The sequence below is a fragment of the Paracoccus acridae genome (assembly GCF_014642735.1).
Taxonomy (GTDB): Bacteria; Pseudomonadota; Alphaproteobacteria; order Rhodobacterales; family Rhodobacteraceae; genus Paracoccus; species Paracoccus acridae.
The window spans coordinates 99,024-115,763 of the sequence record NZ_BMIV01000006.1; the positions used below are offsets into that span (position 1 = coordinate 99,024).

19 protein-coding genes are annotated in these 16,740 nt (G+C 65.6%); 8 read left to right on the forward strand and 11 right to left on the reverse strand.

Translation table 11 applies throughout. The annotated features are described in order from the left end of the window. Nucleotides 1-96: 96 nt before the first annotated feature. Nucleotides 97-1,062 (reverse strand): threonine-phosphate decarboxylase CobD, encoded by a 966-nt coding sequence (cobD, locus tag IEX25_RS10610; protein WP_188715126.1) that lies wholly within the window; start codon nucleotides 1,060-1,062, stop codon nucleotides 97-99. A 204-nt stretch (nucleotides 1,063-1,266) separates the two neighbouring features. On the opposite strand from cobD, the gene IEX25_RS10615 reads away from it, so the two are divergent. The 7 genes from IEX25_RS10615 to IEX25_RS10645 all read left to right on the forward strand — a co-directional run bounded on the left by IEX25_RS10615 (nucleotide 1,267) and on the right by IEX25_RS10645 (nucleotide 6,372). After that, the gene (locus IEX25_RS10615) at nucleotides 1,267-1,770 is read left to right on the forward strand and encodes a type III secretion system chaperone family protein (RefSeq protein ID WP_103171486.1); all 504 of its coding nucleotides are present in this window, start codon (nucleotides 1,267-1,269) and stop codon (nucleotides 1,768-1,770) included. A 35-nt stretch (nucleotides 1,771-1,805) separates the two neighbouring features. Next, nucleotides 1,806-2,621: a pyrroline-5-carboxylate reductase gene (proC, locus tag IEX25_RS10620; RefSeq protein WP_103171487.1), complete on the forward strand. Its 816-nt coding sequence runs from the start codon at nucleotides 1,806-1,808 to the stop codon at nucleotides 2,619-2,621. Then, nucleotides 2,618-2,950, forward strand: a complete 333-nt coding sequence (locus IEX25_RS10625; RefSeq protein ID WP_103171488.1) for a tRNA-binding protein — start codon at nucleotides 2,618-2,620, stop codon at nucleotides 2,948-2,950. The genes proC and IEX25_RS10625 overlap by 4 nt, the downstream gene beginning before the upstream one ends. Then, the gene (locus tag IEX25_RS10630) at nucleotides 2,950-3,897 is read left to right on the forward strand and encodes a 2-hydroxyacid dehydrogenase (protein WP_188715128.1); all 948 of its coding nucleotides are present in this window, start codon (nucleotides 2,950-2,952) and stop codon (nucleotides 3,895-3,897) included. Before IEX25_RS10625 ends, IEX25_RS10630 begins: the two co-directional genes overlap by 1 nt. A 70-nt stretch (nucleotides 3,898-3,967) precedes the next feature. Continuing rightward, nucleotides 3,968-4,171 carry a CsbD family protein gene (locus IEX25_RS10635; protein ID WP_103171490.1) on the forward strand — a complete coding sequence of 68 codons (204 nt, stop codon included), beginning with the start codon at nucleotides 3,968-3,970 and terminating at the stop codon, nucleotides 4,169-4,171. 100 nt (nucleotides 4,172-4,271) lie between these two features. Then, nucleotides 4,272-5,234 carry a magnesium transporter CorA family protein gene (locus tag IEX25_RS10640; RefSeq protein WP_188715130.1) on the forward strand — a complete coding sequence of 321 codons (963 nt, stop codon included), beginning with the start codon at nucleotides 4,272-4,274 and terminating at the stop codon, nucleotides 5,232-5,234. Nucleotides 5,235-5,313: 79 nt separating this feature from the next. Beyond that, the gene (locus tag IEX25_RS10645; RefSeq protein WP_103171694.1) at nucleotides 5,314-6,372 is read left to right on the forward strand and encodes a DUF475 domain-containing protein; all 1,059 of its coding nucleotides are present in this window, start codon (nucleotides 5,314-5,316) and stop codon (nucleotides 6,370-6,372) included. Between the two features lie 87 nt (nucleotides 6,373-6,459). Here IEX25_RS10645 and IEX25_RS10650 read toward each other — a convergent pair whose 3' ends face one another. Both IEX25_RS10650 and IEX25_RS10655 read right to left on the reverse strand, forming a co-directional pair. Further along, on the reverse strand, nucleotides 6,460-6,741 hold the full coding sequence (locus tag IEX25_RS10650) for a protealysin inhibitor emfourin (RefSeq protein ID WP_103171492.1): 282 nt from the start codon (nucleotides 6,739-6,741) through the stop codon (nucleotides 6,460-6,462). Between the two features lie 37 nt (nucleotides 6,742-6,778). Next, nucleotides 6,779-7,870, reverse strand: a complete 1,092-nt coding sequence (locus tag IEX25_RS10655; RefSeq protein WP_103171493.1) for a M4 family metallopeptidase — start codon at nucleotides 7,868-7,870, stop codon at nucleotides 6,779-6,781. Nucleotides 7,871-8,096: 226 nt separating this feature from the next. Here IEX25_RS10655 and IEX25_RS10660 point away from each other — a divergent pair, with 226 nt between their 5' ends. Continuing rightward, on the forward strand, nucleotides 8,097-8,378 hold the full coding sequence (locus IEX25_RS10660; RefSeq protein ID WP_188715132.1) for a hypothetical protein: 282 nt from the start codon (nucleotides 8,097-8,099) through the stop codon (nucleotides 8,376-8,378). A gap of 4 nt (nucleotides 8,379-8,382) precedes the next feature. On the opposite strand, the gene IEX25_RS10665 is transcribed toward IEX25_RS10660, so the two are convergent. The 8 genes from IEX25_RS10665 to IEX25_RS10700 form a co-directional block, all read right to left on the reverse strand. Beyond that, on the reverse strand, nucleotides 8,383-9,390 hold the full coding sequence (locus IEX25_RS10665; RefSeq protein ID WP_103171495.1) for a sn-glycerol-3-phosphate import ATP-binding protein UgpC: 1,008 nt from the start codon (nucleotides 9,388-9,390) through the stop codon (nucleotides 8,383-8,385). A 6-nt stretch (nucleotides 9,391-9,396) separates the two neighbouring features. Beyond that, nucleotides 9,397-10,245 carry a sn-glycerol-3-phosphate ABC transporter permease UgpE gene (gene ugpE / locus IEX25_RS10670; protein WP_103171496.1) on the reverse strand — a complete coding sequence of 283 codons (849 nt, stop codon included), beginning with the start codon at nucleotides 10,243-10,245 and terminating at the stop codon, nucleotides 9,397-9,399. Continuing rightward, nucleotides 10,245-11,123 carry a sn-glycerol-3-phosphate ABC transporter permease UgpA gene (gene ugpA / locus IEX25_RS10675; RefSeq protein WP_103171497.1) on the reverse strand — a complete coding sequence of 293 codons (879 nt, stop codon included), beginning with the start codon at nucleotides 11,121-11,123 and terminating at the stop codon, nucleotides 10,245-10,247. Before ugpA ends, ugpE begins: the two co-directional genes overlap by 1 nt. A gap of 53 nt (nucleotides 11,124-11,176) precedes the next feature. Continuing rightward, nucleotides 11,177-12,490 (reverse strand): sn-glycerol-3-phosphate ABC transporter substrate-binding protein UgpB, encoded by a 1,314-nt coding sequence (gene ugpB, locus IEX25_RS10680; RefSeq protein ID WP_103171498.1) that lies wholly within the window; start codon nucleotides 12,488-12,490, stop codon nucleotides 11,177-11,179. A gap of 167 nt (nucleotides 12,491-12,657) precedes the next feature. After that, on the reverse strand, nucleotides 12,658-13,641 hold the full coding sequence (locus IEX25_RS10685; protein WP_103171499.1) for a DUF808 domain-containing protein: 984 nt from the start codon (nucleotides 13,639-13,641) through the stop codon (nucleotides 12,658-12,660). A gap of 77 nt (nucleotides 13,642-13,718) precedes the next feature. Next, nucleotides 13,719-14,681 carry a Bug family tripartite tricarboxylate transporter substrate binding protein gene (locus IEX25_RS10690; RefSeq protein ID WP_103171500.1) on the reverse strand — a complete coding sequence of 321 codons (963 nt, stop codon included), beginning with the start codon at nucleotides 14,679-14,681 and terminating at the stop codon, nucleotides 13,719-13,721. 22 nt (nucleotides 14,682-14,703) lie between these two features. Beyond that, nucleotides 14,704-16,212 (reverse strand): tripartite tricarboxylate transporter permease, encoded by a 1,509-nt coding sequence (locus IEX25_RS10695; RefSeq protein WP_188715134.1) that lies wholly within the window; start codon nucleotides 16,210-16,212, stop codon nucleotides 14,704-14,706. Between the two features lie 9 nt (nucleotides 16,213-16,221). Continuing rightward, the gene (locus IEX25_RS10700) at nucleotides 16,222-16,686 is read right to left on the reverse strand and encodes a tripartite tricarboxylate transporter TctB family protein (RefSeq protein ID WP_103171502.1); all 465 of its coding nucleotides are present in this window, start codon (nucleotides 16,684-16,686) and stop codon (nucleotides 16,222-16,224) included. Nucleotides 16,687-16,740 lie beyond the last annotated feature (54 nt).

Below are 16,740 nucleotides of genomic sequence, written 5' to 3' on the forward strand. Positions count from 1 at the left end.
CCCCTGCTGTCCCTGCCGTCAGCTTACACGATGTGAAGGCAGGTGCGAGAAGGAAAGCCGGAACGGCCCAGCCGCAGCAAGGCGCGGACGCCTTGCCTAGATCTTGCGCAGGGCGTCGGTCAGCCGGTCCCATTCCTCATGCCCGCCGGGAATGCCCATCCGCAGCCATGTTCGCGAAAAGGAGAAACGACGCGTCCAGACATGCGCCCGCGCCAGCCGTTCCTGTGCTGCGGCGGCGTCGCCCGTATCGTAAAGCCGGAACAGATGCGTGCCGCCCGCCGGACGCCAGCCTGCACGGATCGCAAGGCGGTCCAGCCGCAGCGCGGCCTCGGCATGATAAAGAACCGTGGCGTCGGCCCAGGCACGGTCCGCCATGGCCTGCGCGCCGACATGCAGCGCGGGTCCGTTGACGGCCCAGGGTCCGGCGGCGTCCGACAGGCGGCCCAGCAGGTCGGGCCGTGCCAGCACGAAGCCCAGCCGCAGCCCGGCCAGGCCCCAGAACGGGCTGAAGCTTCGCAACACCAGCACGTTCGGGGGCAGGGCAGGGGCCAGCGACAGATCCGGGCGGACATCGGCGAAGCTTTCGTCCACGACCAGATGGCCCACGCGGCGGGCCAGCCGGGCCAGAACCTCGGGCGGCCATTCCCGGCCGTCGGGATTGTTGGGATTGACCACCACCGCCAGGTCGGCCCCCTCCATCGCCTCGGGGCGGGCGAATTGGGACACCTGCCAGCCCGCCGCCCCCAGGCTGGCCGCATGGTCGTCATGGCTGGGCGCGATCACCGCCGCCCGCCCCGTGGGCAGAAGGCGCGGGATCATCCTGATGGCGGCAGATGCGCCCGCGACCGGCAGAACCTGCGCGGCGGGACAGCCGAACCAGGCGGCGGCGGTCGCGATCAGCCGGTCGCGCGCGGCTGCCGTCGGCAGCGCGCGCCACACCTGCGGCGGCAGGTCGCCCAGGGGCCAGGGGCGGCGGTTTATCGCCGTGGACAGGTCGATCCAGGCGCCCTGTCCGAAGCGCGCCGCAGACCCGCCGGTATCGCTGCCATGATCGGGCTTCATGCCTTGACCGCACCTGCTGGACATTTGTGTCCCGCTTACCCAAGCCGACAGTTTTCCACAATCTTTCCAGGAATTCCGCTTTACAGACCGGCAAAAGCCGACCACGATATCTGGTAAGGACAACCGGGCGAAAACGCCCGGTCTTGTTCTGCAAACAAGGGGCAGCGGCACGAAATCGCGTCCCGTCCGAGGCAGGATGCTGACATGGCGCTAACGGAAGCAGTGATTCCGACCGATGAGATTCATCCCATCGACATCGTCGAGGCGGTGGCCCTGCATCACGACTGGGATTTCGACCGGCTGGCCGACGACCAGATCGCCATGGTGGTCCAGGGCCAGTGGCGCAGCTATTCGCTGACGCTGGCCTGGTCCGCGCGCGAATCCGTGCTGCGCCTGATCTGCACCTTCGATCTGGACCCGCCTGCCGACCGCCTGCCCCCCGTCTATGAGACGATGAACCTGGCCAACGACCAGGTCTGGGACGGCGGCTTCACCTTCTGGTCCAAGCAGCGGCTGATGGTCTGGCGCTATGGCCTGGTACTGGCGGGCGACGCGGTGGCGTCGGCCGAACAGGTGGACCGGATGATCAGCAACGCGCTGCTGGGTTGCGAACGCTTCTATCCATCCTTCCAACTGGTTGCCTGGGGCAACAGCAGCCCCGCCGCCGCACTGGACATCGCATTGGGCGAGGCCTACGGACGGGCATGAGGGGCGCTTGGCCCCGCCGGGACAAGGGGGGCCGGATGGGCGATTTCGACGATCTCAACACGCGCGGGCTGGTGCTGGTGGGCTGCGGCCGGATGGGCGGGGCGATGCTGCGCGGCTGGCTGGCGCGCGGGCTGGAACCCGGCGCCGTCACGGTGATCGACCCGCATCTTGCGCCCGAATGGCTGGACAAGGGGCTGCGCGTGAACACCGGCCTGCCCGCCGATCCCGCCGTTCTGGTGCTGGCCGTCAAGCCGCAGATGATGGCGCAGGCCCTGGGCGGCGTGCCCCGCCTGTCTGACACGCTGGTCCTGTCGGTCGCGGCGGGCACCACCATCGCCACGTTCGAGGCGGTCTTTCCCGGCGCGCCGATCGTCCGCGTGATGCCCAACACCCCTGCCGCCATCGGTCAGGGCATCAGCGCCATGATCGGCAACGGTCTGGCGACGCCCGCCCATCTGGATCTGGCCCAGACGCTGATGGGGGCCGTCGGCCGCGTGGTCCGGCTGGACCACGAGGATCAGATGGACGCGGTGACGGGCCTGTCGGGCAGCGGCCCGGCCTATGTCTTCCACCTGATCGAGGCGATGGCCAAGGCGGGCGAGGCGCAGGGCCTGCCCGCCGCGCTGTCGCTGGAACTGGCGCGCATGACGGTTGCCGGGGCGGGGGCGCTTGCCGTCGATGCCGACGAGGATCCGGCGGTCTTGCGCGAAAACGTCACCTCGCCGGGCGGAACCACGGCGGCGGGACTGCGGGTGCTGATGGATCCCGATACCGGTCTGCCGCCCCTGATGGCGCGCACGATCGCCGCCGCCACCGAACGCGGGCGCGAATTGGGAAAGGCCGCGCAATGACCATCAGCTTCGACGATTTCCTGAAGGTCGATATCCGCGTGGCGACCATCACCCGCGCCGAACCCTTCCCCGAGGCGCGAAAGCCCGCGATCAAGCTGTGGCTGGATGTGGGGGATCTGGGGGAACGCAAATCCTCGGCCCAGATCACGCGGCATTACGAACCCGCGCAACTGGTCGGCAAGCAGGTGCTTTGCGTGGTGAACTTTCCGCCCCGCCAGATCGGTCCCGTCCGGTCCGAGGTTCTGGTCCTGGGCGTTCCCGACCCCGATGGGGAAGTGGTGCTGATCCGTCCCGACCTTGATGTCCCGAATGGAGGAAGGCTTTACTGATGCGGCTGCTTGTCACAAGGCCCATGACCGCGCGCGCCACCCAGGCGATCCGCGACCGTTTCGACGCGACCTTCCGCGACAACACCCCCCTGTCCGAGTCAGAGGCCGCCGCCGCCCTGCGCGATTACGACGCAATCATGCCGACGCTGGGCGACGCCTTCACCGCCACCGCCTTCGCGGACCAGCCGCGCTGCCGCATCCTGGCGAATTTCGGGGCGGGCTATAACCATATCGACACCGCTGCGGCAAAGGCGGCGGGGGTGGTCGTCACCAACACGCCCGACGTGGTGACGGATGCCACCGCCGACATCGCGGTGATGCTGATCCTGATGACCCTGCGCCGCGCCAGCGAAGGCGAACGGATCCTGCGCGCCGGCCAGTGGACCGGGTGGAACCCGACGCAGCTTCTGGGCGGGCACGCGACGAGCCGGACCTTGGGCATCGTCGGCATGGGCCGCATCGGCCAGGCCATCGCCCGCCGCTGCCACTACGGCTTCGGGATGGATGTGATGTTCTTCAACCGCTCGACCGTCGCCGGCCTGGATTTCCCCGCCCGCCAGATCGGCGGGCTGGAAGCCATGCTGGAACAGGCGGACGTTGCCGTCCTGGCGGTGCCGGGCGGGGCCGGCACGCGGCATCTGATCGGCGCCGCGCAATTGGCCGCGCTTGGCCCGCGGGGCTATCTGGTCAACATCGCCCGCGGCGACGTGGTGGACGAGGCCGCGTTGATCCAGGCCCTGCAGGACGGCGTTATCGCCGGCGCGGGCCTTGACGTCTACGAACGCGAACCGCTGGTTCCCCAAGGCCTGCTCGACGCCCCGAACGCCACGCTGCTGCCGCATCTGGGCACCGCGACCGACGATACCAGAACGGCGATGGCCCTGCGTGCGCTGGACAACCTGATCGCCTTTGCCGAGGGCCGCGACCCTCACGATCCGTTGAATTGAACCCCCCTCGGGAACCCCGTCGGACTGCCAAATGTTGATTCACCAGATCGATGCTTCGAAGGAGATAGGCATGAACTGGGATATCATCCAGGGCAAATGGAAACAGGTCAAAGGTTCGCTCAAGGAACAATGGGGCGACCTGACGGACGACGATCTGGACCGGATGGACGGCAGCAAGGACCAGCTTGCCGGCAAGCTGCAGGAAAAATACGGCTGGACCAAGAACGAGGCCGAACGCAACATCGACGACTATTTCCGCGACCGCACATACTAAGCGGCGGGTCCTGGAACGGATGGAAAGGGTGCCTTCGTGGCACCCTTTTTCTTTGCCGATGGGCAGGCTACCAAGGCTGCGACCGGGGCCGGAGGCTGCCATGATGTATTCCTATGTCATCCACCAGGGCCGCATTGTCCGGCAGGACAGGGACGCCCCCTTGTCCGACGCCATCTGGATCGACCTGATCGCGCCGGGGAAAGAGGAAACGGCCCTGCTCAAGGAACTGGGCGTGGATGTTCCCACCCTGGCGGACATGGAGGAGATCGAGATTTCCAACCGGCTTTACCGGGAAGCGGGGATCGACACCATGACGGCCGTGCTGCCGGGCGAACGGGGCGACGGCAACCGCGTGACGATGCCCGTCAGCTTCATCCTGTCGCCCCGGCGGCTGGTGACGGTGCGCCATCATTCGCCCCGGCCCTTCCTGACATTCCCTGAACGTGCCGAACGGTCCACCCTGGGCTGCGCCACCGCGCACCGCCTGTTCATCGGCCTGGCCGAGGAGATCATCGCCCGCCTGGCCGACATCCTGGAAGGGTCGGGCCGCCTGCTGGACGATGCCACCATCTCGATCTTCGAGACCCGGCCCGCGCGGGGCCAGGGGGACCGGCTGCAAACGGCGCTGCGCCAGGTGGGACGCGAAGCCGAAGCCCTGGCCCGCCTCCGCCTGTCCCTGCTGACCGTCGAACGGATGCTGGCCTTCTATATGGCCACCGTTGACGAACAGCCCGAGGCCAAGCGGCTGCGCCCGGTGGTCCAGGGACAGTTGCGCGACGTCCAGGCGCTGGAGGTTCATGCCGACTTCCTGGGTTCGCGCGTCAGCCTGGCCGTGGACACGACGCTGGGCATGATCAATCTGGAACAGAACAACACCGTGCGCATTCTATCTGTCGTGGCGGCACTGTTCCTGCCGCCGACGCTGATCGCCAGCATCTACGGCATGAACTTCGAGGTGATGCCGGAACTGGACGAACGCTGGGGCTATCCCATGGCCCTGGGACTGATGGCCGCGACGGCGGCGGCGACCTGGCTGGTGCTGCGCTGGAAGCACTGGCTATAGACAGGGGGCGGCGGGGATGGCCTTGCCGCGCCGGATCCAGCCGCTTATCGGTCGGTCACAGACGGAAGGAGAAATGTCCATGCGCTCGTCCCTGTCCTATCTGCGGTGGCCGCTGATCGTCACGGTCGTGGGCATCGCCCTGGCGGCCTGGCTTGGCTTGCGCTTTACCGGCAGCACGACCGGGGCGGTGTCCTTCTTCATGATCGCCTTGGTGCTGGCGATCCTGGAAATCTCGCTGTCCTTCGACAACGCCATCGTCAATGCCAACAAGCTGAAGGAAATGACGCCCAAATGGCAGCGGCGCTTCCTGACCTGGGGCATCCTGATCGCGGTCTTCGGGATGCGGATCATCTTTCCGCTGCTGATCGTGGTGATCGCCGCCCATGTCGGCCCCCTGGCCGCGATCCGGCTGGCCGCAACCGACCCCGAAGAATATTCGCGCCTGATCCACGAGGCGCATCTGCCCATCGCGGCCTTCGGCGGCGCCTTCCTGATGCTGGTCGCGCTGAGCTTCTTCTTCGACCAGTCCAAGGACGTGGACTGGATCGGCAAGATCGAACGTGCCCTGCGCCGCGCCGGGTCGGTGCGCGGGATGGAGGTGGGCTTCGTCCTGGTGATCATCCTGCTGTTCGTCTGGCTGCTGCCGGTCCGGGACGAGCAGATCTTCATGTACAGCGCCATGTGGGGGATCGTCACCTTCCTGGCCGTGGACGCCCTGGGCCATGTGCTGGACCGCTGGGGACAGGCGCAGGATGCCGCGCGGGGGACGGCCCAGGTCGGCCTGGGCGGGTTCCTGTATCTGGAGGTTCTGGACGCATCCTTCAGCTTCGATGGGGTGATCGGCGCATTTGCCCTGACCCAGAACCTGTTCCTGATCGCCATCGGTCTGGGGATCGGCGCCATGTATGTGCGGTCCATGACCGTGATGCTGGTCGAACGCGGCACGCTGGCGGAGTTCCGGTATCTGGAACACGGCGCCTTCTGGTCGATCCTGATCCTGTCGATCATCATGTTCGGCCAGACCATGTGGCACCTGCCCGAGGTCGTCACCGGGATGCTGGGCGCGATCTTCATCGGCGCCGCCTTCGTGAACTCGGTCATGTGGAACCGCCGGCACAAGGGTCACGCGCAGGGCTGATTTCAGGTGTCGCACCGGGGGTTTCACACCCCCGGACCCCCGTGGGATATTTGGATCAAGGCAAAGGGCGGGGTGGTGTCGCCTGTCCTACATCTGGTCGATCAAATCCAGCATCTCGGGCGGGATCTGGGCTTCGCGCAGGGTAAATCGGTGGGTCTCGCTGTTCTCGGTCACGGTGATCAGATAGGTCATCCGGTCGGCGCAGTCGCCGCAGGGCTGGCGGGCCAGGCGGGCCAGCTCATCCGGCTCGAAGGCGTCGCACAGTTCCTGGCGCATCTGTTCGGGCTGGTCTTCCACGTCGATGGTCTTGCGCATCTGCGCGGCGCTGATGCCGCCAAAGCCGCCCTGCGCCGCGATGTCGATGATCATGGCCGAAGATCCCCCGCTGGTTTGGGGGAATCTAGGCCTAGATCGCGATTCCGACAAGTTTCCAGGCGCGGCGCAGCATGATCGTCTCGTAACTGCCGCGCCCGGTCAGTTCGATCGCGGCGTCCATGGTCTGGTCCGCCCAGTCGGCAAAGCTGGCCATGGGGTTGTTCAGCGTCTGCAGCGCGCGATACCAGACCCGGCCCGGCAGTTCCCAGGCCCGCCCGCCCAGATAGGCGCAGAACAGGTAGAAGGCGTGGTTCGGGATCCCGGAATTGATATGCACCCCGCCATTGTCGTCGGTCGTCGTCACGAAATGGTCCATGTGCCAGGGCTGGGGATCCTGGCCCAGCAGGTCGTCGGAATAGGCCGTGCCCGGCGCCTTCATGCTGCGCAGGGCCGCGCCGTTGATGCCGGGCCCCAGGATGCCGCGCCCGACCAGCCAGTCGGCCTGGTGAACCTCTTGCCCCAGGGCGCGCTGCAGGGACAGGCTGCCGAAGACATCGGCGATGCTTTCGTTCAGCGCGCCCGACTGGTTTTCATAGATCAACCCGCCGGAATGCTGGATGACGCCATGCGCCATTTCGTGCCCGATCACCGACAGTTCCAGGAAGGTGCGGAAGATCTTGCCGTCGCCGGTGCCATAGGCCATCTGCGTGCCGTTCCAGAAGGAGTTGTTGTAGTCGCGGCGGTGATGGACGGTGGCGACCAGCGGCATCCCTTGGCCGTCCAGGGAATTGCGGCCATATTCCTCGGCGAAGAGGGAAAAGACCTGGCCTGCCGCCTCATAGGCGGTGTCGGCATCGGGAATGCCGGTCGGGCCGTCGCCTTCGGACCGGACCAGCTTGCCCGGAAGCGCGGCCTTGTGCTGGCCGTCATGGATGCGGCGGTCCGGGCAGCACAGATCCTGGACGGGTGCGACCGCGGTGGTGCCCAGGGGCTGCGCCGGGGGCAGGCCGGCCTCCATCAGTTCGGCCCGTTCGTCGCGCAGCCTTTCGGTCTGCTTCAGCAGCGTCCGCGCCATTTCAGCCGTCCTGGGATCGCCGCGCAGGGCCAGCACCCGCAGCATATAGGGGGGAACGATGCAGGTGATGGGATGATGCGCACCATGGCCGCAGCAAAACAGACTCATCTTGATTCCTCTCTGGGTAGAGCGATTCTAGCACATGTTCCCGACAGAACAAACACAGAACAAATTTTAGACGTTGTAATAGATTAAATATTTTCTATTTTAATGATATAGGATTTATATTAGGTATATATAACTATAAACTTTTCAGGGAGTATTATAAATGCCGGCAAGATTTTGCCTGACGACCAATGATGGAAAAGAAATTTGCATCCCGCTTTTCGTCGAGGTGCAGCGCAATCCCTTTGATCCCGACCCGTGGCAGGGCGGGATCGACATCGGCGATCTTCGCGAACCGATCCGCTGGCTCAAGGCGGCAGGCATCGACCACGACCAGCAACGGCAGGTGGCGGCCATGGTCCAGATCGCCGATGCCTCTGCCGCCCTGCCGGGCAGGATCGGATCGCAGGTGAACGCCATGATGCAGGAACAATTGTCGGCCATGAAGCTGGGCGACGGCATGTCCCTGCATCTGGACTCCGCGCCCCAGCCGAGGGCGATGCGCGCCTGACGCGTCAGTCGATGCGCCGCCCCGTATCCGCCTCGAACAGGTGCAGCGATCCGGGGCGGTAGGCCAGGCGCAGGTATTCGGGCAAGGGTTCGCCCGACGGCATGGTCACGGTCAGCCGTTCTCCTCCGGTCTGGCCGTGAACCAGGCGTTGCGCGCCCAGTTCCTCGACCGCCAGAACCTCCATCTCGATGGGACCGTCGGGGGCGACCGCCAGATCCTCGGGGCGGATGCCGATGGTTCCGGCATGGGCCGTGCCGGGCAGGTGCGGGACCGCGTGGCGGCTGATCAGGTTCATGGCCGGGCTGCCGATGAAGCTGGCGACAAAGGTGGACGCGGGCCTGCGATAAACCTCCAGCGGGGTGCCGATCTGTTCGATCCGGCCCGCGTTCAGCACCACAAGGCGGTCGGCCAGCGTCATCGCCTCGAGTTGGTCATGGGTGACATAGATCGAGGTCGTGCGCAGGCGGCGCTGCAATTCCTTGATCTCCAGCCGCATGGTGACGCGCAGCTTGGCGTCCAGGTTCGACAGCGGTTCGTCGAACAGGAAGGCGGCCGGTTCGCGGACGATGGCGCGGCCCATGGCGACGCGCTGACGCTGGCCGCCGGACAGGGCGCGGGGCTTGCGGTCCAGGAAGGGGCCGATCTGCAGGATCTCGGCCGCCTGGGCCACGCGCTTGTCGATTTCCGCCTTGGGCGTGCGGCGGTTCTTCAGCCCGTATGCCAGGTTCTGGCGCACCGACATATGCGGATAAAGCGCATAGTTCTGGAACACCATGGCGATGTCGCGGTCGGCGGGTTCGATGTCGTTGACCACGCGGTCGCCGATGCGGACCGTGCCTTCGCTGATCGATTCTAGCCCCGCGACCATGCGCAGCAGGGTGGACTTGCCGCAGCCGGACGGCCCGACAAGCACGATGAATTCGCCATCCGCGATATCGATGCTGACGTCGCCCACGGCGCGGGTGCCGCCCGCATAGATCTTGCCGACCTTGTCGAGGGTGATTGATGCCATTTTTTCTTACTTCTCCGTCTCGACAAGACCTTTGACGAACAGGCGCTGCATCCCGATCACCACGGCAACGGGGGGCAGCATCGCCAGCATGGCGGTCGCCATCACCAGATGCCATTGCGGCAGCCCGTCCACCGCATCCGCCATGCGCTTGATGCCCGCGACGATGGTGTAATAATCGCTGCTGGTCGTGATCAGCAGCGGCCACAGATACTGGTTCCAGCCATAGATGAACAGGATCACGAACAGCGCCGCGATATTGGTCCGCGACAGGGGCAGCAGGATGTCGCGGAAGAACTTCATGGGCCCGGCGCCGTCGATGCGCGCGGCCTCGGTCAGCTCATCGGGGATGGTCAGGAAGACCTGGCGGAACAGGAAGGTCGCGGTGGCGGATGCGATCAGCGGGATCGACAGCCCGGCATAGCTGTTCAGCATCCCCAGGTCGGCCACCACCTGGAAGGTCGGCACGATCCGCACCTCGACTGGCAGCATCATGGTGATGAAGATGCACCAAAAGGCCATGTTGCGCAGCGGAAAGCGGAAATAGACGATGGCGAAGGCCGAGGTGATGGAGATCGCAATCTTGCCGCAGGCGATCAGCAGCGCCATGACCAGGCTGTTCCACATCATCGTGCCGACGGGGGGCGTGCCGCTGGTGGACACGCCCGCGTCCAGCATCCGGGCATAGTTTTCGACCAGATGCGGGCCGGGCCACAGCGGGATGGTGCCCGACATGAAGTCGGTCGCGGTATGGGTGGATGCGACAAAGGCCACCCAGACGGGCAGGGCGACGATGGCCACCCCCAGCATCAGGGTCAGATGCGCCAGAAGGTTCAGGCCGGGACGGTTCTCGATCATCAATAGGCCACCTTCTTTTCAACATAGCGGAACTGGACCACCGTCAGTGCGATCACGATCAGCATCAGGATCACCGATTGCGCGGCGGAAGACCCCATGTTCTGCCCCACGAAGCCGTCGAAATAAACCTTGTAGACCAGGATGTTGGTAGCCTGCGCCGGCCCGCCCTCGGTCGTGGCGTCGATCACGCCGAAGGTGTCGAACATGGCATAGACGATGTTGACGACCAGCAGGAAGAAGGTGGTGGGCGACAGCAGCGGCACGGTGATGTCGAAGAAGCGGCGCACCGGACCCGCGCCGTCGATGGCGGCAGCCTCGCGCAAGGACGCCGGCACGGATTGCAGCCCCGCCACGAAGAACAGGAAATTATAGCTGATCTGCTTCCAGGCCGAGGCGATCACCACCAGCGTCATGGCGTCGGACTTGGAACTGATATGGTTCCAGTCATAGCCGATCACGTCCAGGAAATAGGGCATCACGCCGATGGTGGGATTGAAGATGAACCACCACAGGATCCCCGCAACCGCCGGGGCCACCGCATAGGGCCAGACCAGCAGCGTGGTATAGACGCTGGTCGAACGGATCATCCGGTCCACGGCCACCGCCAGCAGCAGCGCGAAGCCCATCGACAGCACCGTGACCAGCACCGCGAAGATCGCCGTCACCTGCAAGGAATTCAGATATTCCGGGCTGTTCCACAGCGCCTTGAAATTCGACAGGCCCACGAAGGTGGTGTTGATGCCGAAGGCGTCCTGGCGAAGGAAGCTTTGCCGCACGGCCTGGGCTGCGGGCCACAGGAAGAAGATGAAGGTGATCGCCAGTTGCGGGGCCAGCAGCAGCCAGGGCAGCAACTGGTTGCGGAACAGGGTGCGCTTCATCGTCTTGCCTTTTCGGAGGGAAGGGGCCGCGATGGCGCGGCCCCGCCGGTGCGTTACTGGTTCTGCGTCTCGAACTCGGCGATCAGCGCGTTGCCGCGTTCGACCACGGCGTCAAGCGCGCCCTGGGCGTCCTTGGACCCCGACAGAAGCTGCTCGAACTCCTCGTCGATGATGCCGCGGATCTGGACATAGTTGCCAAAGCGCAGGCCCTTGGAATTCTCGGTCGGCTCGTTCAGCGTGATCTGCTTGATGCCCGTGTCGGCGCCGGGGTTTTCACCATAGAAGCCGGACAGCTGGTCCATCGCCGCCTGCGTGATCGGCAGATAGCCCGAGAACGAGGCCCAGTCCGCCTGAACCTCGGGGGTGGAGAGGTATTCGAAGAACTTCGCGACGCCGGCATATTCCTCGTCCGGCTTGCCCGCCAGCACCCAGAGCGAGGCCCCCCCGATGATCGAGTTCTGCGGCGCGCCCTCGACATCGTCGTAATAGGGCAGCATCCCGTATCCGACCTCGAAGTCCTTGGCATTGGCGATCACGCCCGCCCGGCTGGCCGAGCTTGCCATGTACATCGCGCATTCCTGCGAATAGAACATCGGCGCCGCGTTGTCGCCGCCCACCGGGCCGCCATACTTGAAGATGCCTTCGTCGGACAGGCGCTTGAGGTTTTCCCAATGCTTGACCTGGACCGGCCCGTTCAGGGTCAGGCGCGCGCTTGTGCCGCCAAAGCCGTTCTGTTCGGTGCCGATCGGCTGGTTGTGCCAGGCCGACAGGTTCTCGGTCTGGATCCAGCTGATCCACTGGGTCGTGAATCCGCAGGTGGCCGCGCCCGAATCGCGGATCTTGGTGCTGAATTCCTCAAGCTCGGCCCAGGTCTTGGGCGGGGTGTTCGGATCCAGGCCCGCCTTCTCGAAGACCGTCTTGTTGTAATAGACGATCGGGGTCGAGCTGTTGAAGGGCAGCGACAGCATGTTGCCATCAGTGTCGGTGTAATAGCCGACGACGGCGGGCAGATAGGCCTGCGGGTCGAAATTGGCGCCCTGTTCTTGCATCAGTTGGTGGACCGGGACGATGGCGCCCTGGGCGGCCATCATGGTGCCGGTGCCGACCTCGAAGACCTGGACGATGGCGGGCTGCTGCTGCGCGCGGAAGGCGGCGATCGCGGCGGTCATGGTTTCGGGATAGGTGCCCTTGTAGGACGGCACGACCCGGTATTCCTGCTGGCTGTCGTTGAAGCCCTTGGTGATTTCCTCAAGCTTGGCGCCCAGTTCGCCGCCCATGGCATGCCACCACTGGATTTCGGTCTGCGCATTCGCGGCCGACAAGGACGCGATCAGCGCCACGCCGGACGCTGCGAAAAGTTTGTTCATGATTTCCTCCCCTTATGGAGTTGCGGTTCGCGCCGACCTAACGGGCCAAGGTGACGCGAACGCAACATCCGCATGACAGGAAGGTGACACCCTTTGACCACATGGTCAATCTTTCCGGGCCCAAAGCCAGAAGCAGATATTTCATGCCGTTGCGTCAGCCCGCCGGATCACGCCCCGCGCAGCCGCGCCATCAGCGGGGCCACGGTGGCCTGCAACAGCGGGTTGATGACATAGTGTGCGATGGGGATCAGGATCATGCCCAGGATCAGCCCGAAGATGCCGTCGAAGAACGCCGTGACGGCCCAGGCCACAAGGCCGGGCGCCTGGGGGACGGCATGGGCCGCAGCCTCGGCCTGGTGGTGGATCCAGTCATAGGGTCCGGCCCAGCCCAGTTCGGCGAATCCGTGCAGCACGATCTGGCCGCCCACCCAGATCATCGCGGCGGTGCCCACGACCGTAAGGGTCTTCATGAACCCCGGCATCACCTTGACGATGCCGCGCCCCATGGCGGCGCGCAACCCCGTGCGGTGGGTCGCCAGATAGACGCCCACGTCGTCGGCCTTCACGATCAGCGCGACGAAGCCATAGACGGCGGCGGTGATGCCCACGGCGACCACCGCCAGGATCAGCCCCTTCATCCAGACCGTGTCGGTGCCGGGGATCGTGGACAGGGCAAGAACCATGATTTCCGCCGACAGGATGAAGTCGGTCTTGATCGCGCCAGCCACGCGCTGTTCTTCCAACGCAGCGCCGCCGGTTTCGGGGTGGGTATGCTGTTCGCTGTCGTGCTTGTCGCCATGGCCAAAGGCATGGGCGACCTTTTCCGCGCCTTCATAACACAGATAGGCGCCCCCCAGCATCAGCAGGGGCGATATCGCCCAGGGGGCAAAGGCCGACAACAGCAGCGCCACGGGCAGCAGGATCACCAGCTTGTTGAACAGCGATCCGCGCGCGATCTTCCAGACGATGGGGATTTCGCGGCTGGCATCGAAGCCGTGAACGTATTTCGGCGTCACTGCGGCATCGTCGATCACCGCGCCCGCCGCCTTGGCCCCGGCCTTGACCGCCTGGCCCGCCACGTCGTCGATGGATGCCGCCGCGACTTTGGAAATGGCCGCCACATCGTCCAGAAGTGCCAGAAGTCCGCTCATCCATCCCTCGCCGGCTGTATCGTGCGCGGCCCGTCAGGCGGGCCGCGCACAATCAAACACCGATATCCGGGGATGGTTCAATCCATGCTGACATTGGCGTCGCGGACCACGGGTTCCCATTTCGCCATCTCGGCCGTCACATGGTCGCCCAGTTCGGCCGGGGTCGAGGCGACGACCGTGGCCGAAAACTCGCCCATGCGCGCCACCACGGCAGGGTCGGCCATGGTGGCCTGGGCGGCGGCCGCCAGGGCCTCGATCGCCTCGGGCGGCGTGCCCGCCGGGGCGAACAGGGCGTTCCAGCTATAGGTCTCGTATCCCGGCAGGGTTTCCGCGATGGCGGGCACGTCGGGGAAGCTGGGGGCGCGTTCGGCCGTGGTGACGCCAAGCGCGCGCAGCTTGCCGCTGCTGATATGGCCCGAGGCCGAGGGCAGGTTGTCGAAGATGATCGGCACCTGGTTGCCCAGCACGTCCGTCAGCGCCGGGCCCGAGCCCTTGTAGGGGATGTGGTCGATCTCGACCCCCGCCATGGCCTTGAACAATTCGCCCGACAGGTGCAGCGGCGTGCCGTTGCCCGAGGAGGCATAGGCCAGCGGTTCCGCCTTGGCGAGGTCGATCAGTTCCTGCACGGTCTGGGCGGGCACGTCGGGATGGACCGCCAGCACGTTCGGCACCAGAACCAAGAGCGACACCGGCGCGAAATCCGTCACCGGGTCATAGGGCTTCTGCTTCAGGATCAGCGGGTTCAGCGCATGGGTCGCGACCGTGCCCATCAGGATCGTATATCCGTCGGGATCGGCCTGCGCCACCTGCTGCGCGCCCAGGGAACCGCCCGCGCCGCCGACATTCTGGACGACGATCTGCTGGCCCAGTTCCTGCGACATCCGTTCCGCGACGATGCGGCCCACGACATCGGTGGACCCTCCGGCGGCGAAGGGGATCACCAGCGTGATCTGGCGTTCGGGGAACTGGGCGGCCGCAGCCCCGGCAAGGCCAAGGGCCAGGGCCGATCCCAGCAGGATCCGGCGGGTGATGGACGTCATGGTGATCTCCGTTCGTTGGGGTTCAGGCGTCGCTTTCGGTAAAGACCTCGTCCCGGCGCTTGCGGATCTGGGGCAGGAAGACCAGCACCAGGATCGCCAGCGACATCAGCAGCAGCGTGGCGCTGATCGGGCGGGTGACGAAGGTGGTGGGATCGCCCCGCGACAGGATCATCGCCCGGCGCAGGTTCTCCTCAAGCAGGGGGCCAAGGACGAAGCCCAGCAGCAGCGGCGCGGGTTCGCAGCGCAGCTTGGACATGATGTATCCCAGAAGCCCGAAGAAGGCGACCGCGAACAGGTCATAGGGGTTCGAGTTCACCGAATAGACCCCGATGGAACACATCGCCATGATGATCGGGAACAGCACATAGTATGGCACGGTCAGCAGCTTCACCCACAGCCCGATCAGCGGCAGGTTCAGCACCACCAGCATCAGGTTGCCGATCCACATCGACGCGATGATGCCCCAGAACAGCGCAGGCTGTTCGGTCACGACATTCGGCCCCGGCACGATGCCCTGGATGATCATCGCCCCGATCATCAGCGCCATCACCGGGTTCGCCGGAATACCCAGCGTCAGCAGCGGGATGAAGCTGGTCTGCGCCCCCGCGTTGTTGGCCGATTCGGGACCGGCCACGCCCGCCAGGGCGCCCTTGCCGAATTCGCCGGGGTTCTTCGAGACCTTCTTCTCGATCGTGTAGGAGGCGAAGGAGGCCAGGATCGCCCCGCCGCCGGGCAGGATGCCCAGGACCGATCCGATGCCGGTGCCGCGCAGGACGGGGCCGACCATCTGGCGGAATTCCTCGCGGTTGGGGAACAGGCGGGTGATGTTCTTGGTCATCACCTGGCGGTCGTGTTCGTCTTCCAGGTTGCGCAGGATTTCCGCGATGCCGAAGACGCCCACGGCCACGGCCACGAAGTTCAGCCCGTCCGCGAACTGGTTCATGCCCATCGTGAAACGCGGCGCGCCGGTATAGACATCGGTGCCGACCATGCCCAGCAGCAGGCCCAGCACCACCATCGCAAGCGCCTTCAGCACCGATCCGTGGGCAAGCGCCACCGACATGACCAGCCCCATGACCATCAGGCTGAAATATTCCGCCGCGCCGAATTTCAGCGCGATGGTGGTCAGGGGCGGCGCGAAGATCGCCACCAGGAAGGTCGCCACGCTGCCCGCGAAGAACGACCCCAGGGCGGCGGTCGCAAGCGCCGTTCCCGCGCGGCCCTTGCGCGCCATCTGGTATCCGTCGATGGCCGTCACGGCGGAGGAGCTTTCGCCCGGCATGTTGATCAGGATCGCCGTGGTCGATCCGCCGTATTGCGCGCCGTAATAGATCCCCGCCAGCATGATCAGCGAGGACACGGGTTCAAGCTGGAAGGTGATGGGCAGCAGCATGGCGATGGTCGCCGTGGCGCCGATGCCCGGCAGCACGCCGATCAGCGTGCCCAGCAGCACCCCGATCAGGCAGAAGGCAAGGTTGGCCAGCGAGGACGCGACGCCGAATCCCAGGGCTAGGTTGGAAAGCAGGTCCATGATCGCCCCTTACAGCGGCAGCCAGGGACCGAAGCGCCGGAAGGGCAGCCCCAGGCCATAGCTGAAGATCAGCGTGGACATGATCGTGACCACGATCGCCAGGATCAGCGCGGGCAGCGGGCGCATCCGCACCGATGCCTGGCTGGCGATCAGCGTGGTGAAGAACAGCGCGGGCACGAAGCCCAGGCCCCGGACCGTCAGGCCGAAGAAGATCGGCGCGGGCAGGATGAACAGGATGCCCCGCCAGGCGAAGCGGCCGATGGGTTCGTCGTCGGGCCGCCCGAAGGCCTTGAACAGGATCACCGCGCCCAGCAGGAACAGGATGGCCGACAGGACCATCGGGAAATAGCCCGGTCCCATGCGGATCGAGGTGCCCATCTCCAGCCCCAGTCCCTGCCAGGCAAAGAACGCGGCAATGGCCATGAACAGCAGGCCCGCCGCGATGTCGGTGCCGTCCTTCGGTTTCGTGGACATGGTTCCCCCCCCCTTGTCGGAAAGCCCGCCGCCGGAAGGGCGGCGGGCGCGTGG

What these genes read in the sequence shown, in the direction of transcription:
- cobD (WP_188715126.1), bottom strand. Translation starts at nt 1,062, where the DNA reads ATGAAGCCCGATCATGGCAGCGATACCGGCGGGTCTGCGGCGCGCTTC.
- IEX25_RS10615 (WP_103171486.1), top strand. Translation starts at nt 1,267, where the DNA reads ATGGCGCTAACGGAAGCAGTGATTCCGACCGATGAGATTCATCCCATC.
- proC (WP_103171487.1), top strand. Translation starts at nt 1,806, where the DNA reads ATGGGCGATTTCGACGATCTCAACACGCGCGGGCTGGTGCTGGTGGGC.
- IEX25_RS10625 (WP_103171488.1), top strand. Translation starts at nt 2,618, where the DNA reads ATGACCATCAGCTTCGACGATTTCCTGAAGGTCGATATCCGCGTGGCG.
- IEX25_RS10630 (WP_188715128.1), top strand. Translation starts at nt 2,950, where the DNA reads ATGCGGCTGCTTGTCACAAGGCCCATGACCGCGCGCGCCACCCAGGCG.
- IEX25_RS10635 (WP_103171490.1), top strand. Translation starts at nt 3,968, where the DNA reads ATGAACTGGGATATCATCCAGGGCAAATGGAAACAGGTCAAAGGTTCG.
- IEX25_RS10640 (WP_188715130.1), top strand. Translation starts at nt 4,272, where the DNA reads ATGATGTATTCCTATGTCATCCACCAGGGCCGCATTGTCCGGCAGGAC.
- IEX25_RS10645 (WP_103171694.1), top strand. Translation starts at nt 5,314, where the DNA reads ATGCGCTCGTCCCTGTCCTATCTGCGGTGGCCGCTGATCGTCACGGTC.
- IEX25_RS10650 (WP_103171492.1), bottom strand. Translation starts at nt 6,741, where the DNA reads ATGATCATCGACATCGCGGCGCAGGGCGGCTTTGGCGGCATCAGCGCC.
- IEX25_RS10655 (WP_103171493.1), bottom strand. Translation starts at nt 7,870, where the DNA reads ATGAGTCTGTTTTGCTGCGGCCATGGTGCGCATCATCCCATCACCTGC.
- IEX25_RS10665 (WP_103171495.1), bottom strand. Translation starts at nt 9,390, where the DNA reads ATGGCATCAATCACCCTCGACAAGGTCGGCAAGATCTATGCGGGCGGC.
- ugpE (WP_103171496.1), bottom strand. Translation starts at nt 10,245, where the DNA reads ATGATCGAGAACCGTCCCGGCCTGAACCTTCTGGCGCATCTGACCCTG.
- ugpA (WP_103171497.1), bottom strand. Translation starts at nt 11,123, where the DNA reads ATGAAGCGCACCCTGTTCCGCAACCAGTTGCTGCCCTGGCTGCTGCTG.
- ugpB (WP_103171498.1), bottom strand. Translation starts at nt 12,490, where the DNA reads ATGAACAAACTTTTCGCAGCGTCCGGCGTGGCGCTGATCGCGTCCTTG.
- IEX25_RS10685 (WP_103171499.1), bottom strand. Translation starts at nt 13,641, where the DNA reads ATGAGCGGACTTCTGGCACTTCTGGACGATGTGGCGGCCATTTCCAAA.
- IEX25_RS10690 (WP_103171500.1), bottom strand. Translation starts at nt 14,681, where the DNA reads ATGACGTCCATCACCCGCCGGATCCTGCTGGGATCGGCCCTGGCCCTT.
- IEX25_RS10695 (WP_188715134.1), bottom strand. Translation starts at nt 16,212, where the DNA reads ATGGACCTGCTTTCCAACCTAGCCCTGGGATTCGGCGTCGCGTCCTCG.
- IEX25_RS10700 (WP_103171502.1), bottom strand. Translation starts at nt 16,686, where the DNA reads ATGTCCACGAAACCGAAGGACGGCACCGACATCGCGGCGGGCCTGCTG.